This window comes from Variovorax sp. PAMC28562, from assembly GCF_014303735.1.
Taxonomy (GTDB): Bacteria; Pseudomonadota; Gammaproteobacteria; order Burkholderiales; family Burkholderiaceae_C; genus Variovorax.
Window position 1 is genome coordinate 4,073,373 of record NZ_CP060296.1, and the last position, 25,376, is coordinate 4,098,748.

General features: G+C 63.5%; 26 protein-coding genes, 2 tRNA genes and 3 pseudogenes. 10 read left to right on the forward strand and 21 right to left on the reverse strand.

The features are described 5' to 3' along the window. Positions 1–120: 120 nt before the first annotated feature. From H7F36_RS19070 to H7F36_RS19080, 4 genes and pseudogenes are all read right to left on the reverse strand, one after another. Positions 121–894 carry an enoyl-CoA hydratase/isomerase family protein gene (locus H7F36_RS19070; RefSeq protein WP_410003045.1) on the reverse strand — a complete coding sequence of 258 codons (774 nt, stop codon included), beginning with the start codon at positions 892–894 and terminating at the stop codon, positions 121–123. Positions 895–902: 8 nt separating this feature from the next. Further along, positions 903–1,007 (reverse strand): annotated as a pseudogene (locus H7F36_RS22330) (tripartite tricarboxylate transporter substrate binding protein); the annotation flags it as partial. A gap of 18 nt (positions 1,008–1,025) precedes the next feature. Then, positions 1,026–1,856, reverse strand: coding sequence for a prolipoprotein diacylglyceryl transferase (lgt, locus tag H7F36_RS19075; RefSeq protein WP_187052259.1), 831 nt, complete (start codon positions 1,854–1,856; stop codon positions 1,026–1,028). Between the two features lie 66 nt (positions 1,857–1,922). Next, complete coding sequence (locus tag H7F36_RS19080; protein ID WP_187052260.1) at positions 1,923–2,861, reverse strand: LysR family transcriptional regulator; 939 nt, start codon at positions 2,859–2,861, stop codon at positions 1,923–1,925. Between the two features lie 97 nt (positions 2,862–2,958). On the opposite strand from H7F36_RS19080, the gene ilvD reads away from it, so the two are divergent. Beyond that, positions 2,959–4,653: a dihydroxy-acid dehydratase gene (ilvD, locus tag H7F36_RS19085; protein ID WP_187052261.1), complete on the forward strand. Its 1,695-nt coding sequence runs from the start codon at positions 2,959–2,961 to the stop codon at positions 4,651–4,653. A 33-nt stretch (positions 4,654–4,686) separates the two neighbouring features. Here the strand turns inward: ilvD and H7F36_RS19090 are convergent, their stop codons facing one another. Continuing rightward, positions 4,687–4,944, reverse strand: coding sequence for a TIGR04438 family Trp-rich protein (locus H7F36_RS19090; RefSeq protein ID WP_187052262.1), 258 nt, complete (start codon positions 4,942–4,944; stop codon positions 4,687–4,689). Positions 4,945–5,046: 102 nt separating this feature from the next. Here H7F36_RS19090 and H7F36_RS19095 point away from each other — a divergent pair, with 102 nt between their 5' ends. Then, positions 5,047–5,361 carry a c-type cytochrome gene (locus H7F36_RS19095; protein ID WP_187052263.1) on the forward strand — a complete coding sequence of 105 codons (315 nt, stop codon included), beginning with the start codon at positions 5,047–5,049 and terminating at the stop codon, positions 5,359–5,361. Between the two features lie 25 nt (positions 5,362–5,386). Here H7F36_RS19095 and H7F36_RS19100 read toward each other — a convergent pair whose 3' ends face one another. Both H7F36_RS19100 and acs read right to left on the reverse strand, forming a co-directional pair. Then, positions 5,387–5,857, reverse strand: a complete 471-nt coding sequence (locus H7F36_RS19100; RefSeq protein ID WP_187052264.1) for a LapA family protein — start codon at positions 5,855–5,857, stop codon at positions 5,387–5,389. A 24-nt stretch (positions 5,858–5,881) separates the two neighbouring features. Further along, positions 5,882–7,876, reverse strand: a complete 1,995-nt coding sequence (gene acs, locus H7F36_RS19105; RefSeq protein WP_187052265.1) for an acetate--CoA ligase — start codon at positions 7,874–7,876, stop codon at positions 5,882–5,884. A gap of 159 nt (positions 7,877–8,035) precedes the next feature. Here acs and H7F36_RS19110 point away from each other — a divergent pair, with 159 nt between their 5' ends. After that, positions 8,036–8,650: a YqhA family protein gene (locus H7F36_RS19110; RefSeq protein WP_187052266.1), complete on the forward strand. Its 615-nt coding sequence runs from the start codon at positions 8,036–8,038 to the stop codon at positions 8,648–8,650. A gap of 49 nt (positions 8,651–8,699) precedes the next feature. Here H7F36_RS19110 and fumC read toward each other — a convergent pair whose 3' ends face one another. Next, entirely contained in the window at positions 8,700–10,085 is a 1,386-nt protein-coding gene (gene fumC, locus H7F36_RS19115) for a class II fumarate hydratase (protein WP_187052267.1), read from the reverse strand. A 205-nt stretch (positions 10,086–10,290) separates the two neighbouring features. Here fumC and H7F36_RS19120 point away from each other — a divergent pair, with 205 nt between their 5' ends. The 4 genes from H7F36_RS19120 (at position 10,291) to H7F36_RS19135 (ending at position 14,876) form a co-directional block, all read left to right on the forward strand. After that, positions 10,291–11,547: a branched-chain amino acid ABC transporter substrate-binding protein gene (locus H7F36_RS19120; RefSeq protein WP_187052268.1), complete on the forward strand. Its 1,257-nt coding sequence runs from the start codon at positions 10,291–10,293 to the stop codon at positions 11,545–11,547. Positions 11,548–11,614: 67 nt separating this feature from the next. Next, complete coding sequence (locus tag H7F36_RS19125; RefSeq protein ID WP_187052269.1) at positions 11,615–13,168, forward strand: fumarate hydratase; 1,554 nt, start codon at positions 11,615–11,617, stop codon at positions 13,166–13,168. Then, positions 13,165–14,037, forward strand: coding sequence for a glutamate racemase (gene murI / locus H7F36_RS19130; RefSeq protein WP_410003046.1), 873 nt, complete (start codon positions 13,165–13,167; stop codon positions 14,035–14,037). Before H7F36_RS19125 ends, murI begins: the two co-directional genes overlap by 4 nt. Positions 14,038–14,042: 5 nt before the next feature. Then, positions 14,043–14,876, forward strand: coding sequence for a hypothetical protein (locus tag H7F36_RS19135; protein WP_187052271.1), 834 nt, complete (start codon positions 14,043–14,045; stop codon positions 14,874–14,876). 18 nt (positions 14,877–14,894) lie between these two features. Here the strand turns inward: H7F36_RS19135 and H7F36_RS19140 are convergent, their stop codons facing one another. After that, positions 14,895–15,536 (reverse strand): DUF6806 family protein, encoded by a 642-nt coding sequence (locus H7F36_RS19140; RefSeq protein ID WP_187052272.1) that lies wholly within the window; start codon positions 15,534–15,536, stop codon positions 14,895–14,897. Between the two features lie 22 nt (positions 15,537–15,558). Beyond that, positions 15,559–15,641 (reverse strand) — tRNA-OTHER (locus H7F36_RS19145). Positions 15,642–15,778: 137 nt separating this feature from the next. On the opposite strand from H7F36_RS19145, the gene H7F36_RS19150 reads away from it, so the two are divergent. Beyond that, a tRNA-Leu gene (locus tag H7F36_RS19150) sits at positions 15,779–15,865 on the forward strand. 226 nt (positions 15,866–16,091) lie between these two features. Here H7F36_RS19150 and H7F36_RS19155 read toward each other — a convergent pair. Next, the gene (locus H7F36_RS19155; protein ID WP_187052273.1) at positions 16,092–17,303 is read right to left on the reverse strand and encodes an MFS transporter; all 1,212 of its coding nucleotides are present in this window, start codon (positions 17,301–17,303) and stop codon (positions 16,092–16,094) included. Positions 17,304–17,397: 94 nt separating this feature from the next. On the opposite strand from H7F36_RS19155, the gene H7F36_RS19160 reads away from it, so the two are divergent. Both H7F36_RS19160 and H7F36_RS19165 read left to right on the forward strand, forming a co-directional pair. Then, positions 17,398–18,006, forward strand: coding sequence for a TetR/AcrR family transcriptional regulator (locus tag H7F36_RS19160; RefSeq protein WP_187052274.1), 609 nt, complete (start codon positions 17,398–17,400; stop codon positions 18,004–18,006). A gap of 115 nt (positions 18,007–18,121) precedes the next feature. After that, positions 18,122–18,508, forward strand: a pseudogene (locus tag H7F36_RS19165) (transposase); the annotation flags it as partial. 149 nt (positions 18,509–18,657) lie between these two features. Here the strand turns inward: H7F36_RS19165 and H7F36_RS19170 are convergent. The 10 genes and pseudogenes from H7F36_RS19170 to H7F36_RS19210 form a co-directional block, all read right to left on the reverse strand. After that, positions 18,658–18,924, reverse strand: coding sequence for a BrnA antitoxin family protein (locus H7F36_RS19170; protein ID WP_187052275.1), 267 nt, complete (start codon positions 18,922–18,924; stop codon positions 18,658–18,660). Beyond that, positions 18,908–19,207 carry a BrnT family toxin gene (locus H7F36_RS19175; protein ID WP_187052276.1) on the reverse strand — a complete coding sequence of 100 codons (300 nt, stop codon included), beginning with the start codon at positions 19,205–19,207 and terminating at the stop codon, positions 18,908–18,910. Before H7F36_RS19175 ends, H7F36_RS19170 begins: the two co-directional genes overlap by 17 nt. 61 nt (positions 19,208–19,268) lie before the next feature. Continuing rightward, positions 19,269–19,406, reverse strand: a pseudogene (locus tag H7F36_RS22335) (integrase); the annotation flags it as partial. A 7-nt stretch (positions 19,407–19,413) separates the two neighbouring features. Next, the gene (locus tag H7F36_RS19180; protein ID WP_187052277.1) at positions 19,414–19,551 is read right to left on the reverse strand and encodes a hypothetical protein; all 138 of its coding nucleotides are present in this window, start codon (positions 19,549–19,551) and stop codon (positions 19,414–19,416) included. Positions 19,552–19,612: 61 nt separating this feature from the next. Then, the gene (locus H7F36_RS19185) at positions 19,613–20,197 is read right to left on the reverse strand and encodes a hemerythrin domain-containing protein (protein ID WP_187052278.1); all 585 of its coding nucleotides are present in this window, start codon (positions 20,195–20,197) and stop codon (positions 19,613–19,615) included. Positions 20,198–20,292: 95 nt separating this feature from the next. Next, positions 20,293–20,655, reverse strand: coding sequence for a hypothetical protein (locus H7F36_RS19190; RefSeq protein ID WP_187052279.1), 363 nt, complete (start codon positions 20,653–20,655; stop codon positions 20,293–20,295). 59 nt (positions 20,656–20,714) lie between these two features. Beyond that, positions 20,715–22,070, reverse strand: coding sequence for an FAD-binding oxidoreductase (locus tag H7F36_RS19195; RefSeq protein ID WP_261802397.1), 1,356 nt, complete (start codon positions 22,068–22,070; stop codon positions 20,715–20,717). Next, positions 22,060–23,280 (reverse strand): SAM-dependent methyltransferase, encoded by a 1,221-nt coding sequence (locus tag H7F36_RS19200; RefSeq protein ID WP_187052281.1) that lies wholly within the window; start codon positions 23,278–23,280, stop codon positions 22,060–22,062. Before H7F36_RS19200 ends, H7F36_RS19195 begins: the two co-directional genes overlap by 11 nt. Beyond that, a complete protein-coding gene (locus tag H7F36_RS19205; protein ID WP_187052282.1) occupies positions 23,277–24,893 on the reverse strand; it encodes an AAA family ATPase in 1,617 nt (538 codons plus the stop codon). Before H7F36_RS19205 ends, H7F36_RS19200 begins: the two co-directional genes overlap by 4 nt. Beyond that, positions 24,893–25,270, reverse strand: coding sequence for a hypothetical protein (locus H7F36_RS19210; protein WP_187052283.1), 378 nt, complete (start codon positions 25,268–25,270; stop codon positions 24,893–24,895). The genes H7F36_RS19205 and H7F36_RS19210 overlap by 1 nt, the downstream gene beginning before the upstream one ends. Positions 25,271–25,376: the final 106 nt, after the last annotated feature.

Sequence of the window (25,376 nt, forward strand, 5' to 3'; positions counted from 1 at the left end):
GACCGATTTTTCGACCTGCACTGCGGTACGCGCGCCGGGCTCCAGATCGAGCGCATCGAGCAGGTTGGCGATCATGGCGCTGGCGCGTTCGAGATCCCGCCACGACCAGAACAAGCCGCGTCAAAAATCGGGAGCGCGTTTGGCGAGAAAGGCGGCAATGCCTTCGCGGTGCTCGGGAGAATCAGCGTAGTCGTACGCGCCCCGCAGCAGGCCCTGAACCTCGCTCGATACCGACTCGTTCAAGGCAGCGAAAGTGCGCTTGTTGAATCGCGCGGCCTGTGGTGCCAGCGCCGCGATTCGCAGCGCATGGTCGCGCGCGGCGACGGGCACCTCCGCGTCGGGCAGTACATGCAGCAAAAAGCCGGCGTCGTACAAGCGTGCGGCGCTGTGCACGCCGGCCGCCAGCAGCATGTCGCGCGCGAGCACGTCACCCATCGAACCGTGTACCAACGCGGCTTCGCGCGGCGCCATCGGGAAGCCCAGCTTGGCGATCGGTGCGCCGAACTTCGCGGAGACGCCTGCGATGCGGATGTCGCAGCAGCTCGCGATCTCCAGGCCGGCGCCCATACAAGCGCCTTCGATCTGCGCGACCAATGGCACGCGGCAGTCGAGCATCGCCTGCAGCGCGGTCCACACCTCGTCCTCGTGGAAAGCGCGGAGCCGCTCGGTGTCGAATCGAAACGACGGGTACTCCGAGATGTCGCCACCCGCGCAAAAGGCGCTGCCGGCACCGCGCACGACGATGCACCGCAAGCCTTCGTCGATGCCGACAACGGCGAACACGTCCCGCAGTTCGCGCCACATGGCACGCGTCATCGCATTCAGCCTGGATGCGTTCGTGAGCGTGACCCATGCGACGCGGCCCTCGCGCTGTAGAGAGACCGAGGCGCTCACCGCAACCGTCATTCGAGCTTGGCCCCCGAGGCTTTCACGACGCCAGCCCAGCGCTTGATTTCGCTGCTGACGAAAGCGCCGTATTGCGGCCCGACCAGGTTCGGAAACTGCGCCATGTCCACGTCCCTCTCCTATGACGTCGTGACCCGTGCCGGCACCGGGCGCCGCGCGGCCCACAACCAGAGGCCGATGCCGAAGAGCACCATCGGCACGCAGAGCCATTGGCCCTGGCTCAGGTTGAGCGCCCGCAGGCCGAGAAAGTCGTCCGGCTCGCGAAAGAACTCGGCGATGAAACGGAAGATGCCGTAGCCGATCAGGAACATCGCCGCCACCTGGCCTTGCTTGCGTTCCTTGCGCGCATAGAGCCACAGCAGCACGAACAGCAGAATGCCTTCGAGCAGGAACTGATACACCTGCGACGGATGCCGCGGGAGCATCGAGCCGCTCTGCGGAAACACCATGCCCCACGGCAGATCGGGGCTGCTGAAGCGGCCCCACAGCTCGCCGTTGATGAAGTTGCCGACGCGCCCCGCCGCCAGCCCCAACGGCACGCACGGCGCGATGAAATCCATCACCTGCCAGAACGGACGTGCCCGCGAATGGGAATACCAGATCATGGAAGCGATGACGCCGAGCATGCCGCCGTGAAAGCTCATCCCACCCTGCCAAACGAAGAAGATTTCGAGCGGATGCGTCAGGTAGTAGCCGGGTTTGTAGAAGAGGCAATAACCCAGCCGGCCGCCGACGATGACACCCATCACACCGAGAAACAGCATGTCCTCGATGTCTTTGCGCGCCCATGCCGCTGCGCTATCGAGCGATCGGTATGGCTCGTGACGCAGGCGCCGCGTCGCCAGAAAAAAGAAGAGCGCGAATGCGGCCAGATAGGTCAGGCCATACCAGTGGATGGCGATCGGTCCGAGCTGGAGGGCAACGGGGTTGATCTGCGGATACATGAGCATGCGGACATTGTGCCGCGCCCTGCCGCCATGTTCGAGTCGGCGTCGGGCGTATCGCTGCGGTCGAACTCAGCCGCCGCCCCGCTGCCGCACGAACGCCACGAAGCGCGCCAGCGCCGCGTTGGTATTTTGCGCAGGCCACACCAGGCTCGTCTCGCAGCCCGGCAACACAGGTGACGACTTGCGCCGCGTTGCGGATGCCAGTTCCTCTGCTTTCCTATAAACCACGCCGGCACGACGGAATTGCGTCACGCTCTGCGGCACCCACGCCACGCCGATGGCGCCCCACACGAGGTTCACGATGGTCTGCATCTGGATCGCCTCTTGCGCGATGGCAGGTGCAAGACCGGCCGCGTGATACAGACCGACGATGGCATCGTGCAGGGAAGGCAGGATGCGCCGCGGAAAGATCACGAGCGGTTGCGCCAGCACGTCGCTCAGCGCTGGTCGATTTACGCGGGCCAGCGGGTGCCGTGCCGGCAACGCGAGCACCAGCGGCTCTTCGGACACCGGCAGGCGCTCCAGCCCCGGCGGTGCGAAGCCTGGCGAATGCAGCATGAGGCCGGCGTCGATGTCGCCGCGCGCAAAGGCTTCGAGCTGCGCATCGCCGGTCGCCTCGACGAGTTCGAGCGCGACCTCCGGGCATAGCGCACGAAATTCACGCACCCAGGCCGGCAGTGTCTCGAAGCCGATGGTCGAAACGAACGCGAGCCGCACACGGCCCACTTCACCTGCGGCAGCAGCCCGAGCACGGGCGGGGAGCGCCTGCGCTCGGGCCAACAGTTCGCGCACGTCCGGCAACAACGTTTCGCCCGCCGGGGTCAGCGCAACGCGGCGTCGCGTTCGGTCGAACAGCATCACGCCGAGGGTCTTCTCGAGCTGCGCGATCGCCTGCGTCACCGGCGGCTGCGTCATGTGCAGTCGCACTGCCGCGCGACCAAAGTGCAGTTCTTCTGCGACAGCGACGAACTGCCGCCAGGCACGCAGATCCACCATGGCTTCTTTCATACGCGCAGCATATCAATGCCTCCAAAAATAGGATTGGAAGCAATCAATCGTTCGGCCGATACTGGGCGTCCCACAAGATCACTCAACGAGAGACACCATGGCCAACGAACCCCTCCAGATCAACCGCCGCAGCGCCAACATCGTCGAAGGCAAAGCGCGCGCGCCCAACCGTTCGATGTTCTATGCCATGGGCTACGAGGAGGCCGACTTCAAGAAGCCGATGGTCGGCGTGGCCAACGGCCACAGCACCATCACACCGTGCAACTCGGGCCTGCAGAAACTGGCCGACGCGGCCATCGAAGGGATCGAGGAAGCCGGCGGCAATGCGCAGGTGTTCGGCACGCCGACCATCAGCGACGGCATGGCGATGGGCACCGAAGGCATGAAGTACTCGCTGGTTAGCCGTGAAGTCATCAGCGACTGCATCGAGACCTGCGTTGGTGGTCAGTGGATGGACGGCGTGCTGGTGGTCGGCGGCTGCGACAAGAACATGCCGGGCGGCATGATGGGCATGCTGCGCGCCAACGTGCCGGCGATCTACGTCTACGGCGGCACCATCCTGCCGGGCCGCTACAAGGGGCAAGACCTGAACATCGTCAGCGTGTTCGAAGCGGTCGGCCAGAACGCCGCCGGCAACATGAGCGACGAAGACCTGCGCGAGATCGAGATGCGCGCCATTCCCGGTCCCGGCTCGTGCGGCGGCATGTACACCGCGAACACGATGTCGAGCGCGTTCGAAGCACTCGGCATGTCGCTGCCCTACTCGTCGACCATGGCCAATCCGCACGACGAAAAGCAGAACTCGGCCAAGGAGTCGGCCAAGGTGCTGATCGAGGCGATCAAGAAAGACCTGAAGCCGCGCGACATCGTGACCAAGAAGGCGATCGAGAACGCAGTGGCTGTGATCATGGCGACCGGTGGCTCGACCAACGCGGTGCTGCACTTCCTGGCGATCGCGCACACGGCCGACGTCGAATGGACCATCGACGACTTCGAGCGCATGCGCAAGAAAGTGCCGGTGCTGTGCGACCTGAAGCCGAGCGGCAAATACCTGGCGGTCGACCTGCACAAGGCCGGTGGCATTCCACAAGTGATGAAGGTGTTGCTGAAGGCCGGCCTGTTGCACGGTGACTGCATCACCATCACCGGCGAGACCATTGCCGAAGTGCTGAAAGACGTGCCTGACGTCCCGCGCGCCGACCAGGACGTGATCCGCCCGATCGACAAGCCGATGTATGCCCAGGGTCACCTCGCCATCCTCAAGGGCAACCTGTCCCCTGAAGGCGCTGTTGCCAAGATCACCGGCCTGAAGAACCCCGTCATCACCGGCCCGGCGCGCGTGTTCGACGACGAACAGTCGGCCTTGGTTGCCATCCTTGCCGGCAAGATCGTCGCTGGCGACGTGATGGTGCTGCGCTACCTCGGCCCCAAGGGCGGACCGGGCATGCCGGAGATGTTGGCCCCGACCGGCGCGCTCATCGGTGCCGGCCTGGGTGAAACTGTCGGACTGATCACCGACGGCCGCTTTTCCGGCGGCACCTGGGGCATGGTCGTGGGCCACGTCGCTCCTGAAGCCTATGCCGGCGGCACCATCGCGTTCGTCGAAGAAGGCGACTCGATCACCATCGACGCGCACAAGCTGGTGCTCGAATTGAACGTGCCCGAAGCCGAGATCGACAAGCGCCGCAAAGCGTGGAAGGCGCCGGCGCCGCGCTACACGCGCGGCGTGCAGGCCAAGTTCGCGTTCAATGCGTCGAGCGCGAGTTCGGGTGCGGTGCTGGACAAGTACTGATCGACGCCAGGCGGTCGCTCGATCGCCCTGCGCTTACTTGCGCCGCTTCTGCGCCGACCGGCTGTTCAACATGCCCAGCGCGCTGCGCTGGCGGTCGATGCGGTTTTGCTTGCGCAGGTTTTCTTTCTCGACGACGCGGCGCTTGGTGTAGCCCGACGCATCGGCGTAGGCCCACCATGCCACCGCGAGCGCGAAGGGAATCAGCACGATCCACCAGCTCCATTGAGCGATGAAGCCGACCTCGAGGTACTTCAACACCGCGCCCAGCACACCGATCAGCAAAAACAACATGGCGCATCCTTCAGGGGGAATCGATCAAGCATTGGGCGCCGGAACACCGGCTGCCTACAATGCCTGTTACCAGAATGTAACCTGCCCTTCGAAGCACGATCCATGAAAAAAGCACTGTTCTCCGTCGTTTGCTGCCTCTTCGTGACGGGCACCGCCATCGCCGATCCGGCTGATTTGGCGTTGGCGACATCGAAGAACTGCATGAGCTGCCACGCGGTCGAGCGCAAGGTACTGGGACCGTCTTTCAAGGACGTGGCCGCCAAATACAAGGACGACAAGGGTGCGGTCGACATGCTGGCGACCAAGATCAAGAGGGGCGGCTCCGGTGTTTGGGGGCCGGTGCCAATGCCGGCGAACACGCAGGTCAGCGATGCCGACGCCCGGAAGCTGGCTGCCTGGGTCCTTTCGGCCAAGTAACCGACAGCGCTGACGGTGCGCCGAATCAGGCGCCCGGCGGTGGCGTGATGATGGTCGCCGAGCGGCGGTCCAGCCGGTCTTCCAGTTGCCCGATGTGTGCAGCCATCGTGTTGTCCGACTGATCTACCCGGGCCAGCACAGCGCGCTCCATATCGGCGGCACGTGTCGCCTGTTTCTGCTCCTGCGCCTCGATGAAGGCCCGCAACTCCGTAAAGCGCGAGGCCTCGGCCTTGTCGGCCAATTCACGCTGCGCTTGCAGCTCTTTGGTGTGGCGACGCGTGTCGAGCATCAACGTGCTCTGCAGATAGAACACGTAGACCAGGAACATCAGCCCGAGCAAGGCGGTCAGCCCCAGCATGATGAGCCCGAGCGGCGCCGTCACCTGCATCACGCCGATCGACATGATCGTCGGCGCCGACAGCCCGCCCCAGTTGAGCGCAGCCAATGCCGCGATCAACACCACTACCAATACCAACGCTCCGGTTCTGACACCCATGATTCACTCCCGATAAACGACCCGTCAGTATGCTTGACCGAGTTGCTCGAGGATCGCGGGATTTTCCAGCGTCGAGGTGTCCTGCGTAATGGCCTCGCCCTTGGCGATGCTGCGCAACAGGCGCCGCATGATCTTGCCGCTGCGCGTCTTGGGCAGGTTGTCGGCAAATCGAATGTCCTTGGGCTTGGCGATCGGTCCGATCTCTTTCGCCACCCACGCTCGCAGTTCGTTGGCGATCTGCTTGGCCTCGTCGCCGGTCGGTCGACCGCGCTTGAGGACGACGAAGGCGCACACCGCCTCGCCCGTCACATCGTCCGGACGGCCGACCACTGCAGCCTCGGCCACGATGTCGGTCTTGGAGACCAGCGCTGATTCGATTTCCATCGTGCCGAGTCGGTGACCCGACACGTTGAGTACGTCGTCGATACGCCCGGTGATGCGAAAGTAGCCGCGATCGGTGCTGCGCACGGCGCCGTCGCCCGCCAGATAAATCGTGCCTCCCATCTCTTCCGGGAAGTAGCTCTTCTTGAAGCGCTCCGGGTCGTTCCAGATGGTGCGGATCATCGAAGGCCACGGCCGCTTGATGACCAGCATGCCACCGGCGCCGTTGGGCAAATCCTTGCCGGTTTCATCGACGATGGCGGCCATGATTCCTGGCAGCGGCAAGGTGCACGAACCCGGCACCAGCGGCGTCGCGCCAGGCAACGGCGTGATCACGTGGCCGCCCGTTTCGGTCTGCCAGAAAGTGTCGACGATCGGACATTTCTCGTGGCCGATGTTCCGGTGGTACCACATCCAAGCCTCCGGATTGATCGGCTCGCCGACCGAACCGAGGATGCGCAGGCTCGACAGATCCCAGTTCTTCGGATGCACCTTTTCGTCGGATTCGGCCGCCTTGATGAGCGAGCGGATAGCCGTTGGTGCGGTGTAGAAAATCGAGACCTTGTGCTTCTCGATCATTTGCCAGAAGCGACCGGCGTGCGGGAACGTCGGCACGCCTTCAAACACCACTTGCGTGGCGCCGGCCGCCAGCGGACCGTAGGCGACGTAGGTGTGGCCGGTGATCCAACCGATGTCGGCCGTGCACCAGAAGACGTCTTCAGGCCGGATATCGAAGGTCCAGTCCATCGTGAGCTTGGCCCACAGCAAATAGCCGCCAGTCGCGTGTTGCACGCCCTTGGGCTTGCCGGTCGAGCCCGAGGTGTAGAGGATGAAGAGCGGGTGTTCGGCATTGACCGGCGTGGCCGGGCAGTCGGTGCTTTGGCCGTGCATCAACTGCTCGAAGGTCTTGTCGCGGCCCACGATCATGTTGCAGGCGGTTTTCGTGCGCTCGTACACCAGCACGTTCTTGATCGACTCGCAGCCGCCGAGCGCAATGCCGTCGTCGACGATTGCCTTCAGCGGCAGTTCCTTGCCGCCGCGCATCTGGTAGTTGGAGGTGATCACCGCCACGGCACCGGCATCGATGATGCGTTCCTGCAGCGCCTTGGCCGAGAAGCCGCCGAACACGACGCTGTGCGTTGCACCGATGCGGGCGCAGGCCTGCATCGCGATGACACCCTCGACCGTCATCGGCATGTAGACGATGACGCGGTCGCCCTTCTGGATGCCTGCTGCCTTCAGCCCGTTGGCAAACTGGCTCACGCGTGCCAGCAACTCCTTGTAAGTGACATGGGTGACCGCCCCGTCGTCGGCTTCGAAGATGACCGCCGTCTTGTTCTCGACAGGCGTGCCCATGTGCTTGTCGAGGCAGTTGGCGCTGGCGTTGAGTTCGCCGTCGCCGAACCATTGATAGAAGGGCGCGTTCGACTCGTCGAGCGTGCGCGTGAAGGGGGTCGTCCAGGTCAGGTTCTCTTTGGCGAGGCGCGTCCAGAAGCCCTCGGGATCGGTCTGGGCTTCCTTGCACAGCGCGTCGTACGCAGCCATGCTGGCGATGCGCGCGCCGTTTTGCGCACGTTCGTCCGGAGGAAAAACACGGTTCTCGACAAGAACCGATTCAATCGTGGATGCGCTGCTCATGGTTGTCTCCTGAACCTGCTTGTAATGACGGGGTCGCCTGTGGCCGGTAATGTCGACGGACGCACTTACGGGCCACTGACGGGTCCATATTAGCCACACGCGACGGCGTAGCAACCCATTTCCGCCCCCTAAAATTGCCTTTTCCACCCTTCACGCCCGATGTCCATTCCCGACCCGCAATTTCCCACACAAGGCAAGGTTTCGCCATTGCGCCCCCTGCCCAAGTTGATCTTCGCGAGCCGCTGGCTGCAATTGCCGCTGTACCTCGGGCTGATCGTCGCTCAGGGCGTGTACGTGGTGCACTTCCTGGTCGAACTGTTGCATCTGGTCGAGGCGGCGTTCGGCAGCCAGACGGCGCTGCAGGCACTGATCAGCAGCATCGGCTACAAGACCGCGGCGCCGATCGTCACGCTCAACGAGACGGTCATCATGCTGGTGGTGCTGGCGCTGATCGACGTGGTCATGATCAGCAACCTGCTCATCATGGTGATCGTGGGCGGCTACGAAACTTTCGTGAGCCGGATGGACCTCGAAGGCCACCGGGACCAGCCCGAGTGGCTGAGCCACGTGAACGCCTCTGTGCTCAAGGTGAAGCTGGCCACCGCCATCATCGGCATCAGCTCGATTCATCTGCTCAAGACCTTCATCAACGCCGACAACTACACCGACCGGGTGCTGATCGCGCAGACGGTGATCCACATCACCTTCCTGATGTCGGCCATGGCGATTGCGTACACCGACAAGCTGATGGCGCGCGCGCCGGGCGAGCACTGACTCAACGCAAATTCCGGGCGCTCCGCCGGGCGCCCCGGCTTGACAGCTCTCAGCGGCCGGTCATGTTTTCAGGAATGACCCAGGCATCGAATTGCTCACCTGTGAGATGCCCTGAAGCCACGGCCGCCTCGCGCAGGCTGCTGCCTTCCTTGTGCGCCTTTTTGGCGATGTAGGCCGCCTTGTCATAGCCGATGTGCGTGTTCAGCGCCGTCACCAGCATCAGCGAGCGTTGCACCAGTTCGGCGATGCGCTCGCGGTTCGGCTCGATGCCGACGGCGCAATGGTCGTTGAAGCTCACCATGCCATCGGCCAGCAGCCGCGCGCTCTGCAGGAAGTTGTGCGCCACCATCGGGCGGAACACGTTGAGCTCGAAGTTGCCCGACGCACCGCCGATGTTGATGGCGACGTCGTTGCCCATCACCTGCGCGGCCAGCATGGTGACCGCCTCACTCTGCGTCGGGTTGACCTTGCCCGGCATGATCGACGAGCCCGGCTCGTTCTCCGGAATACTCAATTCGCCGATGCCGCTGCGCGGGCCACTGGCGAGCCAGCGCACGTCGTTGGCGATCTTGTTCATGCTGGCGGCCAATGTCTTGAGCGCGCCGTGCGCATGCACCAGCGCATCGACCGAAGCCATCGACTCGAACTTGTTCGGCGCGGTAATGAAAGGCAGCCCCGTGAGGCGCGCCAGTTCGGTCGCCACCTGCTCGGCATAGCCCTTGGGCGCATTGAGCCCGGTGCCGACCGCCGTGCCGCCGAGCGCCAGCTCGCACAGGTGCGGCAGCGCGGCGCGCACATGCGTTTCACCGTGTTTCAGCTGCGCCGCGTAGCCCGAAAATTCCTGGCCCAGCGTCAGCGGTGTCGCGTCTTGCAGATGGGTGCGCCCGATCTTCACGATGTCGATGAAGTCAGTCGACTTCTGCTCCAGCGTGCCGCGCAGCTTGGCGATGGCGGGCAGCAGCTTGTGGGTGAGCGCCTCGACCGCGGCCACGTGCATGGCGGTCGGAAACACGTCGTTGCTCGACTGGCTGCGGTTGACGTCGTCGTTCGGATGCACCAGCCGCCCTTCGCCGCGCTCGCCGCCGAGCAACTCGCTCGCGCGGTTTGCCAGCACCTCGTTCACGTTCATGTTGGTCTGCGTGCCGGAGCCGGTCTGCCACACCACCAGCGGGAACTCGTCCGGGTGTTTCCCGGCGATGACTTCATCGGCCGCGGCGACGATGGCCTGAGTCTTTTTTTCGTCCTGCAGGCCGAGCGCGTGGTTGACCACCGCCGATGCCCGCTTGACCTGCGCCAGCGCCGTGATGATTTCACGCGGCTGGCGCTCGCCCGAGATGTCGAAGTTCTGCAGAGAGCGCTGCGTTTGGGCGCCCCAGAGCTTGTCCGATGGAACGTCGATGGGGCCGAAAGTGTCGCGCTCGGTGCGTGTGGTCATGAGGAGAAGCTGTAGTCGCAGTGATGAAACGGAGCGTCAGTATGGGCCGAACAAGAAAGGTTCTCACTGGCAGGGATTTCAAAAGCGCCCGCGGTCAGAGGCATCTAAGGGATAGTCCCTGCGCAGAAATGTCGCGTGGGAGACGTTAGCGCCGCGACGCGCGCCCTACTGTCCTTCTCCATAACAAAACCCATTGGAGACACGCATGCAGCGCTTAGGTTTCATCCGCCCGGTCCGGTCGTTGCTGTGCGTTGCAGCGCTCGCCGCATGCGGCGTAGCGTCGGCCGCAGAGACGGTCAAGATCGCCTTCATCGAGGTGCTTTCCGGCGCCTTCGCATTCACAGGCCAGAGCTCGCTCAACCAACTGCGCGAAGTCGTCGCGCAACTCAACGCGAATGCCACGCCGACCGACCCGAAACTTGAAATCGTGCCGTTCGACGGCAAGGGTTCACCGCAGGAAAGCACCGTGGCGCTGAAGGCTGCTTCCGACCAGGGCATCCGTTACGCGACCCAGGGCGGTGGCTCGGGCGTGGCGTTTGCGCTGGTCGACGCGATCAACAAGCAGGCCGATCGCGACCCGAACAACGCGATGGTCTACCTCAACTATTCGGCGATGGACCCGGGGTTGACCAACGACAAGTGCAGCTTCTGGCACTTCCGTTTCTATCCCTCAAGCGAGATGCAGATCGAAGGCCTGACGACCTATCTGCAGAAGAAGCCGGACGTGAAAAAGGTGTTCCTGTTCAACCAGAACTACACGCACGGCCAGCAGGTCGCAAAGGCCTCGCGCGCCTACCTCGCCAGAAAGCGGCCCGACATCCAGATCGTCGGCGAGGACTACGTGCCGATCGCCACGGTGCGCGACTTCGCGCCCTACGTCGCCAAGATCGCCGCGTCGGGCGCCGACACGGTCATCACCTCCAACTGGGGCACTGACCTCGGCCTCCTCTTCAAGGCCGCCAAGGACTACAACCTCAACATCAATTTCTACACCTTCAACGCCAACAATCCGGGCATCCCGGCGCAGATGGGTTCGTGGGGCGTCGAGAAAGTCAACGTGATGTGGAACTGGGGCAGCAACGCACCGACGCCCGCGCTCGAAAAGATCGCCATGGCATACAAGAAGAAATCGCCGGAAGACGACTTCATCTACGCGTCGCACTGGTACACCATGAACATGCTGCGCGCTGCCATGCGGCAGGCCAAATCGACCGACCCGAAGAAGGTCGCATTCGCCCTGGAAGGTATGAAGTACGAGAGCCCGGTCGGCGAAGTCGAGATGCGCAAGGTCGATCACCAGATGCTCGCGCCCATCTACCTCGGCGTGTGGGCCAAGCAGGGCAGCCCCGGCGTGAAACACGACGCCGACAACACGGGTTACGGCTTCCGCTCCGAAGTGGTGTGGGATTCGTATGTGAGCGCGCAGCCAACGTCCTGCCAGATGAAGCGCCCGCCGGCCTGACGCCAGGTACATCGCGGGGCGGTGGGGGATAATTTCGGCTCCCCACCGCACAACAAAAGACCGCACGATGACCACCACCATCCAGCAGGCCGACCTGATCGAATCGGTCGCCGCCGCGCTGCAGTACATCAGCTACTACCACCCGACCGACTACATCGCGCATCTGGCCAAAGCGTACGACCGCGAACAGAGCCCAGCCGCCAAGGACGCGATCGCGCAGATCCTGACCAACAGCAAGATGAGCGCGACCGGCCACCGGCCGATCTGCCAGGACACCGGCATCGTCAACGTGTTCCTGAAAGTCGGCATGGATGTGCGCTGGGGCGGCTTCACCGGCAGTCTGGACGACGCCATCAACGAAGGCGTGCGGCAGGGCTACAACCATCCCGACAACACGTTGCGCGCATCGGTCGTGGCCGACCCGGAGTTCGATCGCAAGAACACCAAGGACAACACACCGGCGGTGATATTTACCGAGATCGTTCCCGGCAACACGCTGGAAGTGACGGTCGCGGCCAAGGGCGGCGGCAGCGAGAACAAGAGCAAGCTGGTGATGCTCAACCCCGGCGACAGCGTGGTCGACTGGGTGCTCAAGACGGTTCCGACGATGGGCGCGGGCTGGTGCCCGCCCGGCATGCTCGGCATCGGCATCGGCGGCACCGCAGAGAAAGCCGCGCTGATGGCCAAGGAAAGCCTGATGGACGACCTGGACATGCACGAGCTGCAGGCCAAGAAGGGATCGGGCGCCGAGCTGACCAAGGTCGAGGCACTGCGCATCGAGCTGTACGAAAAGGTCAACGCGCTCGGCATCGGGGCCCAGGGCCTGGGCGGCCTGTCGACGGTGCTCGACATCAAGATCAAAATGTACCCGACACACGCTGCCAGCAAGCCCGTCGCGATGATCCCCAACTGCGCGGCCACGCGGCACGCCCATTTCGTGATGGACGGCAGCGGCGCGGTGTATCTCACGCCGCCTTCGCTCGACCTGTGGCCCGATGTCGACTGGGCGCCCGACTACAAGAAGAGCAAACGCGTCGACCTCGACACGTTGACGCCCGCCGAAGTGGCGAGCTGGAAGCCGGGCGATACGCTGCTGCTCAACGGCAAGATGCTCACGGGCCGCGATGCCGCGCACAAGCGAATCGCCGACATGCTGGCCAAGGGCGAGAAGCTGCCGGTCGACTTCACCAACCGCGTCATCTACTACGTCGGCCCGGTCGATCCGATGAAGGGTGAAGCCGTCGGCCCGGCCGGCCCGACCACCGCCACGCGGATGGACGGTTTCACCGAAATGATGCTGGCGCAAACCGGCCTGATCGCGATGATCGGCAAGGCCGAACGCGGCCCGGTCGCCATCGAGGCGATCAAGAAGCACAAGAGCGCCTACCTGATGGCGGTCGGCGGCGCGGCCTATCTGGTGAGCAAGGCGATCAAGACGGCGAAGGTCGTCGGCTTCGCTGACCTCGGCATGGAGGCGATCTACGAGTTCGACGTGGTCGACATGCCGGTGACGGTGGCGGTCGATGCGGGCGGCACCAGCGTTCACATCACCGGCCCGGCCGAATGGCAAAAGCGCATCGCGTCCGGCGCGCTCAAGACCATCGTGCTGGAAGCGGTTTGAGCGATCGACCCGTTGGTGTGTTCGACAGCGGCATCGGTGGCTTCAGCGTGCTCAACGCGCTGCAGGCCGAGCTGCCCGACGAGCGCTTCGTCTACTTCGCCGACACCGCCCACGCGCCGTACGGCGAGCGCGGCGACGACTACGTGGCGGCACGCACTCGCGCGGTAACGCGCCACCTGGTCGACGCGCACGACATCAAGGCGATGGTGGTCGCATGCAACACCGCCACGGCCGCCGCGATCCACGTGTTGCGGGTCGACCATGCTGCACTGCCCCTCGTGGGCGTCGAGCCTGCCTTGAAGCCGGCGGTGGCGATCAGCCGCACGCGCCGCATCGCCGTGCTCGCGACGCGCGGCACCCTGGCGAGTGCCAAGTTCAACGCCTTGCTTGCATCGCTCGCCGCGCAGGCCGACTTCAGTCTGGTGCCATGCGACGGGCTCGCGGCGGCCATCGAGGCGAACGACGCCGCCGGCATCGCGTCGCTGTGCGCCAGGTACGCCGCGGCTGCGGGCACGTTCGGCATCGCGGCCGGCGAGGTCGATACGCTGGTCCTCGGCTGCACGCACTATCCGTTCGTCGCGGAGCAGCTTCGAGCAAGCACCGGCGCCGAGGTGCACTACATCGACACGGGTGCGCCCGTGGCGCAGCAGACACGGCGGTTGCTCGCTGCGTCACAGCAGCTTGCCGTGAGCGCGACCCGACAAGAAGATACGGCCGACGCAACCGATACGACACGCGATAGAACCCGCACGACCTTGCTCTTGACCAGCGGTGACCCGTCGCAACTCGACGCGGCAGCGAGCCGGTGGTTGCTTCGATCGGCGGCGCCGGCCGCCGTGTTTTCAGCCACGGCTATGGCAGCGGCCTGATCGAGGTGCTCGACGCGCTGCGCCCGCCCTGCACGACGTACCTGACCCGCATGACGCATTGGTTCCACATGATCAGCCGCCTGCGACTGCCGCTCGTGGCCGCCGTCCTGGCAGGCTACGGCATCGCAGGCCACGCATCCTGCGACAGCGGCCTTGCAGAGCGGATGCACGAGAAACTGCATCCCAAGCGACAGCTCGACCACGAGCGGGCCGTCTGCCAGCCGTGGCGCGGCGTGCCGGGGCGTTTTATCGTCGTGCTGCCACTGGTCCGGGCAGGCTCTGAAGCGGACATGGCCGATTTCGACCTCGATGTCATGGTCGTGCAGCAGGCCGACAACGGCAATACCGAGCGGGCCAAAGTCGTCAGCCGGACCTTCGAAGAGTCGGCGCTCTCCGAAGACGCGGTGCGCATCGCCGACATCAAGGTCGACACCGCGCGCTACACGCTCGCGCCGGAAACGCGCGCGTTCGGCTTGCGCATCGTCCGTCAGGGCAGCTCACGCGCCAATCCGTTCTCGAACGAGACGCTGACCCTCTACCTGCCGCACGGCCCCAAGCTGCTGAAGGTGCTGGACAAGCTCGAGACGACGGTCGAGCGCGGCGAATGGGACACCAACTGCAACGGCAACTTCGAGACGGTGCAGGGCAGCCTGTCGATCGCGCGGACGATCAGCAATGGTTATGCCGATCTCGTGCTGCATCAAACGCGGTCGGGAACGCGGTCGGTTGCCCAGGGAGACGAATGCACGACGCAGGAACGGCCGACTAAGTTCGGCTCGAAAACGCTGCGCTTCGATGGCACGGCATATCGCGCATCGGAAATCAGCGCGGGATACTGACGCGCTGGGAAGGACGACTCAGTGAAGGTGGCGCGGCCGGCGGCCACCGCCGTGTCCGCCACCGCCCGAACCACCGCTGCCACCCGTGCCACGCGGGCGCTTGCCGATTTCCAGCGAATTGACGAGCGCGTCGAAGCGCTCGCCGAAGAGCTTGTCTATTTCTGCGACCACGCCGCTCAATTCGGCACCGTCGAAGTGGCGCTCCATCAGGTTCACCACGTCTTCGACCAACAGGTCGCGCTGCACCTGCATGATCGCGGCCGGATTGGGGCCGACGAACAGCATGATGAAGTCGTCGCGCGATTCGTCTTCAGGGTCGCCGTCTTCTTCTTCGTCGAACTCGGTGTCGTAGAAGGTGATTTCGATGGCGGCGCCGCGGTCGGAGAGTTCGTTGAGCGCCATGGCCATCTCGTCGAGCGCTTGGCGAAAATCTTCATCGCCCGCCACGGTCCAGCACATCTGGAGCACATGCTCCTTTTGCTCGAACCGGATGCCGGGCTCTTCTTCATAAACGCTGGTGGCGCCGTCGGCGAGCGACTTGGCACCTGCGTATTGCCAGAGCGGCGTCAGCGCCTCCTGGATCTGCGCAAAGGTCACATCGGCGCGCAACGGTACATCGCCGTGCACATGAATTTCGAACGGAGCGTTGTAGCGAGGCATGAAGTGCTCCCTTGTGTCTGGTTGGTGCCCGGAGCCGGAATCGAACCGGCATGCTCCTTATTCAGGAAGCGGCGGATTTTAAGTCAAGCCTAAACACATCCGAGCACAGATCAATGATTGTCCACCACAAGGGAAACCGGTCCTTTGTGGTGCAGCTTGGTGGTCGCTGCGTGCTGGATTGTGTCGCGCTGTGGTGGTTTGCTACGCACGCTTTACGCACCGTCTATCATGGTGTCTGTGCTGCGTGGGTGACGGAATAGGTAGACGTAGCGGGCTTAAAACCCGCCGCCTTCACGGGCGTACGGGTTCGATTCCCGTCCCGCGCACCACCTTCATGCTGCTCATATTCCTGGTGGGCAATGTGGCCAGCCCGATCCTGAGATCCTGATGCGTTTTCCGATTCAGATTTACCCGGGCGTTCAGCCTACCCCGCTGTTTTTTCAAGCAGTGGGGTACGAGGAGTGATCACCATGGCCATGATTGGCAAGGTCATGTAGATGCACCACCGCGACAAGAAATCGGTCCGCGAGATCGTTTGGGCACCGAGCCTGGTGCTCACACGGCACTTCCGCGCCGTGCCATCCTTATCAGCGCCAGACATCCCAGTGCGACCAACAGCAAACCGTAGCCCACCGAAGCGGCCTGCAGTCCGATCACGCCGGCCAGCAGGCCGGCCGCGATGGCGGGCAGGCTGAACGCCAGATAGCTCAACACGAAAAACGTCGACATGAGTCCCGCGCGTTCGTGCGCCTTGGCCAACGGCACCAGAGTGCGCATCGTCGCGTTGAAGCCCGATCCGAACCCCACGCCGGCGATGACCGATCCAGCGAAGAACGCGATGGTCGAGTGCACCTGCACGCCTGTCAGCGTCACGCCCACGCCGATGACCAGCGCGACCGCCCCGCCCGCCAGCACAGTTCGCGCCGGGCGCGTGCGCACGGCCAGCACCGCGATCGCGCCGCTCAGCACCAGCGTCGCGACCACCGCGCCGCCGAGTAGCGGCGAGTGGAGCCCCGTGACGATGCGGGCCAGTGACGGACCCAGCGAGGCCTGGAAACCGCCGAGCGCCCAAAGCGCTGTGTTCACGGGCAGCACCTGCCACAGCGCCGGCCACGCGCGCGCCGGCACTACAAGGTGCGGCTTCATCGAGGCCAGCGCGCCGGGTTGCCGGGCCACCGTTTCGGGCAGCCAGAACGACGCCAGCGCCTGCACCGCCACGAGAACCAGCAGGATGTCGAACACCAGGCGCGTGGGGGAAGGCGCAAACTCGGCCAACGCACCCGCACCCAGCGCGCCGAGGCCCATGCCGAACAGCGGCGCCACGCTGTTCAGCAACGATCCACGCTCGCGGTGGATGTCCAGCATGCCGGCGCTCAACGCGCTGGTGGCAATGCCCGTGGCCAAGCCCTGTATTGCGCGCGCCGCCAGCAGCCACCCCACCGACTCGGCATGCCGGAAGACGAGCAGGGACACGAACTCCAGCACCAGCGCGCCAATGATGACTTCACGCCGCCCCCGGTGGTCGGACATCGAACCGAAGAACAGCAGCCCGCCCAGCAGCGCGAACGCGTAGATCGAGAACACAAGGGTCAGCGTCAACGCGCTGAAGCCCCAGGCCTCGCGGTACAGCGCATAGAGGGGCGATGGCACGGTAGACGCTGCCAGGTACGTGACGAAGATCGAAGCGATCAGCCACAGCGCGCCCGTGCGGCTCAGACGGCCTGCGCCGCTGGCTGCGGTGACGAAAGGGACAGCGGCTCGAGACATGGCAGCTCCTGTACTTGTTAACGCAAAGGTTTTGCGTTAGAGCATTGTGCTCGCACGGCAGGCCTAACGCAAAACCTTTGCGTTAGCATGGGGGATGGCGATAACGAACACCACGACCCCGCGCCCTGGCGGCCGCAGCGCCCGCGTTCAAGCAGCAGTGCACCAGGCAGCGAGCGACTTGATGGCCTTGGGCGGCCGGGCGGGGCTCACGGTGCCCCTGATCGCCGCGCGCGCCGGCGTCACGCCGTCGACGATCTACCGACGCTGGGGAGAGTTGTCCGACCTTCTGGCCGATGTCGCCGTGCAGCGCATGCGCCCCGACAGCGAACCGGCCGACACCGGCAGCGTCGCGGGTGATCTGATTGCGTGGGCAGAGCAATACAGGGACGAGATGTCGTCGGAGGTCGGGGTCGGCATGATGCTGGACGTGCTGTCATCGCGCAACGGTGTTTCGGTTGAAGGCCGATTGCCGGTCCCTTGCCAGTGCGCCGCATTCACCGCATCGCAAATTCGGACCATCGTCGAGCGCGGCGTCGAGCGTGGCGAACCCGTACCCGTAGTCGACACCGTGATGGACACCGTGGTCGCGCCCATCATCTATCGCTCGCTGTTCGGATCGGCGCCGATCACATCGGCGCAAACTCAGACGTTGGTTGGGGCATGCATGAAAACAGCACGGCTGTCGGCGCCGGTTGAACTTTGACCCACCGGGGGTGCAGCGGATTTCTTGGACTATCTGAAAGTAGTTCATGTATTCATACGACGATCGCGTACGGGCCGTCGAGCTCTACGTCACGCTGGGGCAGCGCACCGGCGCGACGATCGGCACGCGACCGGACGCTGAGCTCGTGAACACGATGGTGGACGCAGCCATCGAGACGATCCCCGCCGACAGCGAAGGCCCTGTCGTGCACTCCGGTCGCGGAGCCCACTACCGCTGGCCTGGATGGCAGTCGCGCATCGCGGATGCCAAGCTGATTCGGTCGATGTCACGCAAGGGCTGCTCGCCTGACAACGCAGCCTGCAAAGGCTTCTTCGGTCAATTGAAAACGGAGATGTTCTATCGTCGCGACTGGCGGGCAACAAGCATTGACCAGTTCACCCAAGCTCTGGACTCATACATTCGCTGGTACAACGAGAAGCAGATCAAGATCTCCCTCGGCGGTCTCAGTCCAGTTGAATACCGCACAAGCCTGCTGATCGCGACGCAACCCGATCCAAGAAATCCGCCGCATCCCCAACAGGCTGGGTCAGCATCACCTGACAACTCTTCGGTCGGGCGTCCGCTTGTCCGCCGCTGATCAGGCCCCAGACCGTTCGAGTGCGCTAACGCCCAAAATAGCCGGCCGTCTGCTCAGTGAGTGCGAAGTTTTTCTTGCAGCCAGACCTTGATCAGCGACTGGTAGGGCACATCGCGGGCGTTCGCCGCGACCTTGATCGAGTCCAGCAGGTGCTGGGGCAAGCGCAGCGAAATTGTCTTGGTCGTTGGTTTCAAGTTGGGCAGCGTCACCTTCTTGGCTTTCGACCAGTCAAGATAGTCCGCGGAATCGTGCTTTTCCCAGTACGCACGCTCCTGCGCCTCAGTAGCAAACTTCGGGATCGCTTTAATCTGCTTGGTCATAGATGGCTCGCTCCTTTCGGTGCATGTCCCTGGCTGAAATCACGCGAATCAACAAGTTGGCCTGGCGCAAAGTGAACGTGATGTGCAATGTGCGTCCTTCACCGGTTCTGGCCAAGGCGTGGAGGCGGAGTTCCTGACGGCTGTGAGCCCCATCTTCCAAGAGCAGCAGGGGCGCATTGAAGAACACTTGCTCCGATTCAGCCGTGGAAACACCATGCTTTTCATTCTTGCGGGCATTGCCTTCGTCCCAGTCGAACCCCGTCACACGGCTCAGGTCTACCATGGTTTGTATATTACCATCATGTACATTCCTGTCGAATGGCGTGTGCGAAGACAGTGAAGTTCATGGCCATGGTCTCGGGCAGCGAGATGTTCTGACGCCCGGCCTCTGTCGCGAAGCAGGCTCTCAGCGAATGCGCGCTGAAATCTCCCTCAACTCCGGCAAGTGCGCATCTAGCCTTCACGATGTCCCGCACCGTCGCGTCCCGGTCAAGTTATTTCGGACACACCGGTAGGTCCATTGATTACCGATTTCTGCTCGAAGGCATTGGGTGGCAAGTTGCCCAGTGTGGAGTGCAGCCGCACACCGTTGTAGAAGCTGACGATGTAGTCGGCAATGTCGCTCATGGCTTCGGCATGATTGGCGTAATCTCGCCCCGGATTCAGGCACGGCCGCTACGCCCTCCACTCACACCTCCGCTCCCAGGCCGATCGGCGCCGGCACCATGTTGACGATGCGAGTGAAGAGCGCCTGGTACGGCGCGTCGGGCGTGCAACCGGTGAGCGGATCGCGATTGGCGCTGAAGGCCGCGTCGAGCTCGCGCCAGTCTTCCGGCGTGAGCACCCTTTCGGCCAGCGGCAGGATCTCGCGCTCTTCGAGAGCCATGTGTTCCAGATAGAAATCGGTATACCGCTCCAGCGCGGACTCGAAGTCCATCCGGTGCGACTCGCCCATCATCTCGAAGCCGAGCAATGCATGCTCCACGTTGCGGATCTTTCTTTCGCCACGCGCGTGGTCGTCGTCGAGCCGGTCCAGCAGTTCGCGCGATATCGGGGTCCTGGCGCGCAATCTGGGAAACAGCAACTCCGTCTCCTTGCGGTGATGGCGCTGTTCCGGAAACTCGTCGACGTAGAACAGCATCGCGCGCAGCACCGCAAAGTCGGGCAGCGTGCCCTTGCGGCGGTGCTGCGCCAGCAGCATGACCGCGGAGCGCAACATGGCAGCAAGTGCTGCGTGTTCCTGGCGAATGATTCGGGCGGCGAGATGTGGCATGCGCTTCTTTCGTTGCAAGCCGAAAGGATCACTCGTTCAGCGGACGAGCCGTTTGTCGCAGATCAAATGTTCTGCCTGTCGGTGAGCGACAAACCTCAATGCGAACTGCTGGCGGTCGATGACTCTGGCGGTCGGCTGCCGACCGCGTTCGACGCCGGATAGTTGTAATACAGATCATTTAAATAGCGCGTCACTTCGATGATGTCGTCGTCGCGCCAGCCGAGCGATGCGACGTCCTGCCAACGTCGCACCTGTTCTCGCAGTGAGCCCCAATCGGTCGCCAGCTTCTTGTCGCGCCAATGCACTTGAGTGCTGTGACACGCGATGCAATTGGTCGAATAAAGCAACTCGCCGCGTGGCTGACTCGCTGCAACCTCGTACAAGGACAGCACGCCGACAACCAGGAATCCGGCGAAGCGCAGTCGCCTTGCAACGACTTTTAAAAAAACGTTTTTCATTCGAATAGCCTCGTGCAAATGGCAATAAGGGACATTGCGGTAGATCAACTCGTTGAACGTCAACGACCCATCACGCATTTGTCGTACAGATGCGGCGCCAGACGCTTTGGGTCATATCTCTGCTTTAGCGCCTCGTACCGCGGCATGCCGTAGGTGTGCCCGAATTCGTCACGGGTGAAGTAGCAGTCGGAGTACAAAGACTTGATGCCGCCGAGCCGCAGCACTTCCTGCTCGATCAGGCGGTTGAAATACCCGGGCTCGTGCACCTGGCGTGTTTTCACCACATCCCAAAACCCAAAGTTGACATACAGCTGCCCGGCCCGCAGCGGATACAACGAGAAGTTTGCGCTGGGGTCGGGCGCATGCACCGGACAAATCCATACGGGATGAATACCGATCTCGCGCTGCAGGAAGTCCAGAAACTCACCCGCCGATGCAATGGGGATATCGACATCCTGAATCACGGACTCGGCGAACATGCCACTCAAACGCGCGAGGCGCTGGGTCAATCCCACCCGTGCACCCATCCGCATCAGGCGCGCGTAGGTCTTTGAATTCAGGTGCGACCGGCCGAACAGGCGGCGCACTACCGGGTTCTGCGCGCCAAAGTTCTTGGAGCACCAGAACCAGTCGGTGTCCCAGCGCCAGAGATAGTCCTTAACACTCAGATGATCCACCGGCTTTGCGAGCAGGGACCGGTAATAGATCTTCTCGAAGTCATAACGGCTGAGTGGTCCTCCGACCTCTTCGAATCGTGCGATGTTCAGCACGAATGTCGCAGGACTGAACACCACGCCATCGACGAAATCCGCGTCTCCCTCGCACGCCTCGGAGAGCGCGACGAAAAAGTCAGCCGCGGATTCAAACGGAATGTGCTCCACCCTCACGCACGGTTTGACCGGCAGGATTCGAAGCACGAGGCGCAGTGCGTAGCCCAGCGATCCATAGGAGTTCGGAAAGCCGAAGAACAGATCCTGGTGCGCATTGGTGGGCGTGCACGTCACGATCTCGCCACCCGGCAACAACACGTCGAACTCGACCAGCGTGTGATGAACCAGCCCCTGCCTGAACGATGTCGCCTCGATGCCAACGCCCGCTACCGCACCGCCTGCCGTGATCGTCTTGAGCTGCGGCACCACGGCAGGCATGGCGCCATAGGGCAATGTGCCTGCGACGATGTCTTCGTAGGTCGCCAGGCCTTCGACCTGCACTGTGCCTGCCATCCGGTCGACGCCCAGGACATGATTGAAGCCACTGAGGTCCAAGCGATGTTTGGTGCCTTCCCGGCGAGCCCGGAAAAGATTGGAGGTCTGCTTGCTCAGACCGATGCGAGCGCCTTCCGGCACGGGATCGCTATGCAATGTCCTGAGCAGCCGTTGCCGACGTTCGCCATAGCTCGCCGCTTCAGCGCTCATACACATGCTCCCGTCCCATCGGGTAGCTGTCGGCTGTCACGTTGCCCTTGCTGAAGACAATCTGAAAGAGGTGGGTGTATCCGCCGGGCGAGCGAAACATCTCCGCGCAGCCAGTGAGATAAGTGCGCCAGACACGTCGGAATCGTTCATCGAACCGCGCCGGGTCGAGCTCATGGACAGCGGGCCAGCGCTGCTCGAAACGTTCGGCCCAGGCATCGAGCGTGGGGGCGTAGTGACGCCGCAGATTCTCTATGTCGAGCACCTCGAGTCCGTTGCGCTCCATCTCGACGATCACGTCCGCAAGACTTGGAATCCAGCCACCCGGAAAGACATGCTTGCGAATGAACAGCTCGGTTTCGTAGTGCCCCACATGCCCGATGAAGTGAAGGATGCCGATCCCGCCGGGCTTCAGAAAGGCGGCATGCGCGCGAATGACCTCGGGCAACTGGTCGCGCCCGGCGTGCTCGAGCGTGCCGATGGAAACCACCTTGTCGTACTGCTGGTCGACCTCCCGAAAGTCCGCTTCGCGCACGCTCAGCGCGTCGGCCAGGCCGCGCCGGGTGATCTCGTCGCGCAGCCACACCACTTGCTCGGTGGTCGTGTTCACGCCCACGCCCGATGCACCGGTCGTTTCGTGAGCGCGAAACATGAAGCCGCCGAATCCGCAGCCGATGTCGACGAAGCTGTCGTCGCGCTGCAGACGGATCTTTCGGCAGACATGATCGATCTTGTTGCGTTGTGCCTGCTCCAGCGTCTCAGTACCTGCGGGCCAGTAGCCGAATGTGTACATCAGCAACGGCTCATCCAGCCAGAGCCGGTAGAAGTCGGTCCCGAGTCCGTAGTGCGCACGTGCGTTGCACTTCGCTTTGGCCGGGTCGCGGTTCGAATGACGCAATTCGAGCAGTTCGTTCTCCATACCGTTGACCGCACCCGACTTCCGGTCGAAGCCGGATGCCATACCGGCTGCCAACGCCGCACCGAAATCACCCTCCACGTCGACCGCTTGGTCAAAGTACGCCTCCATCAGCCCCATATGGCCACGGGTGGCTGTCGAGAAGAGGGCGGCGTCGGTATGGAAGACGACAGTGAACGCAGGGTTCGCGCCACCGACATGGAAGGCGATGCCGTCTGGCAGCCGCACGGCAAAAGACGTCGCCGCACGCTCACCGAGGCCATCGAGCATGTCGCGCAGAGTTGAGGGCAGCTTCATTGAAAGTTCCGGCTGCGCCGGCTATCGGCGTCGGCGTCGATGTCGATGTCGGTGTCGATGTCGATGTCGATGTCGGTGCAAACATCGAACGTCAGTGCACGTTCTTCGGCACTCAGTGGCTCGTGGGTCGCGAGCTGGCGCTCCAGCACGTCGAGGTCTGCATCGGACGCATCGTTGTCCAGCGCGGTCCGGCGTGCGACGCGCTGCCGCAATGTCGCTTCAGCCGCGCGGCAATGCAGGATCGCGAATGGCACGCCGAGCGACGAGGCCAGCGCACGAAACGCACGCCTCTCTTCGCCCCCGAGAAATGCCGCGTCGACGATCACCAGGTACCCCGCTCGCAACACCTCTGCGGCACTCGCCCTCAGATGGTCGAAGGTGCGGCGCGTCGCTTCGGTGGCGTAGAGATCGATGCCGTGCCCGGACGAGCGCGCGAGCGCATCCAGGCCGAACAGGCGTTTGCGTTCCACGTCGGATCGGATGCGCACGGCGCCCGCTTGCTGCACCAGCTTCATGGCGACGCTCGACTTGCCGGAGCCCGAGAAGCCATAAGTGATGAGCAGGCGTGGGCCACCGGGAGCGGCGTGCGTCAAGCGCTCCGCCGTGGCGATGTAGTCGGGCACGTCTTGCGTGCCGCCATGCCCTGCAGCAAGCGAAGACGCCAGCGCCCGCACCAGCGACCGATACACCTCGTAGAAACGAAACACGGCCATGCCGGCGTAGTCGCCACTGAGCTGCAGCCATGCGTCCAGGAAGCGGAAGGCAAGCCGCGGCCGATGGTGCGCTGCCAGGTCCATCGTCAGGAAGGCTACGTCGCTCATCACGTCGATCCAGCGCAGGGCCGGATCGAACTCGATGCAATCGAAGGCGGTGAGCTCGCCGCCGAGCCGCACGATGTTGGCCAGATGAAGGTCGCCATGGCATTCGCGTACGGCACCGGCGAGTCGGCGCGCTTGCCACGCTGGCTGCAACGCCTGCGCGCGGTCCTGCGTCCAGGATCGGAGCTTTTCAAGTCGATCTGCGGTTGCGCCTTCAGCATCGGTCGGCAATGCGTTAAGGACCCCGTGCATTGCTCGCATGATCTGCGCAGGCTCGCCGAAGGCAGAGTCCGCTGCAGCGCGCTCGGCACGGGCGTGGAACGACGCGAGTCGTTGGGCGAAGCTGTCGAGCATTCCGGCCGCGCCGACCACGACGTCGTTCACCACGAGATCGCGCAGCAGCGCCGAATCAGGAAAGCGCCGCATGCACACGACGTGATCGATCGGCTCTCCTCCGCCCCCGATACGAGGTTGTGCAGGCGTGCCGCGAACCGAGAGAACCCGCAGATACAACGACGGCGCCAGGCGCTTGTTGAGCCGCAGCTCTTCGTCGCAAAAGTGCTTTCGTGCCTGCAGCGTACTGAAGTCGACGAACGACAGCCGCACCGGCTTCTTGAGCTTGAAAGCCAGCCGGGGCGTCAGCAGCACCCACGAGATGTGCGTCTCCACCATGTCGACGTTTTGACCGGTGGCGTCGGCCAGCCAGGCGCGCAAGGCTTGCACGGAAACATTGGCCGACGGAGGCCCGCCATCGCCAGAGCGAGACGGTTCCGGGCGTGAGCCGACCGTATTCATCAAGTCTTCATCGGCGCGGCCATTCCCGCATGCTTCGTGAAGTAGCGCCTCGCCAGGGCGACGAGCGCGTGGGCGCTCAAGTGCCCCGTCGTCTCCCACCCGGCGATGCGAAGTCCCACCTCGGGGCGGTGCTTCTCGACGTAGTGCCGGAAGTCCGCCTGCGCGGTATGGGAGCCGGCGATCAGCACCTCGGTGATGCCCTGCATCGCATCGCACACGGCACCGAAGAACTCATGCTCGCTACGGACCTCGCTGCCATGCTGGCGCGTGTAGTGCTCGTGCGCCTTGACCTGCTTTTCGAGCACTTGCGCAGCGTCGAACTGCAGGACTTGCGCGGTGTGGTGGTCGACCCAGACGACGGCATGAAAAAGCGACATGGATTTGCCTTTTTGTTGAGTGCGGTGCCCGAAGACATCGCCGGTTGAGGAGCAGCTCCTGAAGCGCACAGCATCCTCCGGATGCACGAAGAAGCACTTGATCTGG

Coding starts and splice junctions, on each gene's coding strand:
- H7F36_RS19205 (WP_187052282.1), bottom strand. CDS start 24,893: ATGAATACGGTCGGCTCACGCCCGGAACCGTCTCGCTCTGGCGATGGC.
- H7F36_RS19190 (WP_187052279.1), bottom strand. CDS start 20,655: ATGAAAAACGTTTTTTTAAAAGTCGTTGCAAGGCGACTGCGCTTCGCC.
- H7F36_RS19160 (WP_187052274.1), top strand. CDS start 17,398: ATGGCGATAACGAACACCACGACCCCGCGCCCTGGCGGCCGCAGCGCC.
- H7F36_RS19185 (WP_187052278.1), bottom strand. CDS start 20,197: ATGCCACATCTCGCCGCCCGAATCATTCGCCAGGAACACGCAGCACTT.
- H7F36_RS19095 (WP_187052263.1), top strand. CDS start 5,047: ATGAAAAAAGCACTGTTCTCCGTCGTTTGCTGCCTCTTCGTGACGGGC.
- H7F36_RS19080 (WP_187052260.1), bottom strand. CDS start 2,861: ATGAAAGAAGCCATGGTGGATCTGCGTGCCTGGCGGCAGTTCGTCGCT.
- fumC (WP_187052267.1), bottom strand. CDS start 10,085: ATGACCACACGCACCGAGCGCGACACTTTCGGCCCCATCGACGTTCCA.
- acs (WP_187052265.1), bottom strand. CDS start 7,876: ATGAGCAGCGCATCCACGATTGAATCGGTTCTTGTCGAGAACCGTGTT.
- H7F36_RS19195 (WP_261802397.1), bottom strand. CDS start 22,070: ATGAGCGCTGAAGCGGCGAGCTATGGCGAACGTCGGCAACGGCTGCTC.
- H7F36_RS19200 (WP_187052281.1), bottom strand. CDS start 23,280: ATGAAGCTGCCCTCAACTCTGCGCGACATGCTCGATGGCCTCGGTGAG.
- H7F36_RS19175 (WP_187052276.1), bottom strand. CDS start 19,207: ATGGTAGACCTGAGCCGTGTGACGGGGTTCGACTGGGACGAAGGCAAT.
- H7F36_RS19180 (WP_187052277.1), bottom strand. CDS start 19,551: ATGAGCGACATTGCCGACTACATCGTCAGCTTCTACAACGGTGTGCGG.
- H7F36_RS19210 (WP_187052283.1), bottom strand. CDS start 25,270: ATGTCGCTTTTTCATGCCGTCGTCTGGGTCGACCACCACACCGCGCAA.
- H7F36_RS19100 (WP_187052264.1), bottom strand. CDS start 5,857: ATGGGTGTCAGAACCGGAGCGTTGGTATTGGTAGTGGTGTTGATCGCG.
- H7F36_RS19110 (WP_187052266.1), top strand. CDS start 8,036: ATGTCCATTCCCGACCCGCAATTTCCCACACAAGGCAAGGTTTCGCCA.
- lgt (WP_187052259.1), bottom strand. CDS start 1,856: ATGCTCATGTATCCGCAGATCAACCCCGTTGCCCTCCAGCTCGGACCG.
- H7F36_RS19090 (WP_187052262.1), bottom strand. CDS start 4,944: ATGTTGTTTTTGCTGATCGGTGTGCTGGGCGCGGTGTTGAAGTACCTC.
- H7F36_RS19155 (WP_187052273.1), bottom strand. CDS start 17,303: ATGTCTCGAGCCGCTGTCCCTTTCGTCACCGCAGCCAGCGGCGCAGGC.
- H7F36_RS19120 (WP_187052268.1), top strand. CDS start 10,291: ATGCAGCGCTTAGGTTTCATCCGCCCGGTCCGGTCGTTGCTGTGCGTT.
- H7F36_RS19125 (WP_187052269.1), top strand. CDS start 11,615: ATGACCACCACCATCCAGCAGGCCGACCTGATCGAATCGGTCGCCGCC.
- ilvD (WP_187052261.1), top strand. CDS start 2,959: ATGGCCAACGAACCCCTCCAGATCAACCGCCGCAGCGCCAACATCGTC.
- H7F36_RS19170 (WP_187052275.1), bottom strand. CDS start 18,924: ATGACCAAGCAGATTAAAGCGATCCCGAAGTTTGCTACTGAGGCGCAG.
- H7F36_RS19140 (WP_187052272.1), bottom strand. CDS start 15,536: ATGCCTCGCTACAACGCTCCGTTCGAAATTCATGTGCACGGCGATGTA.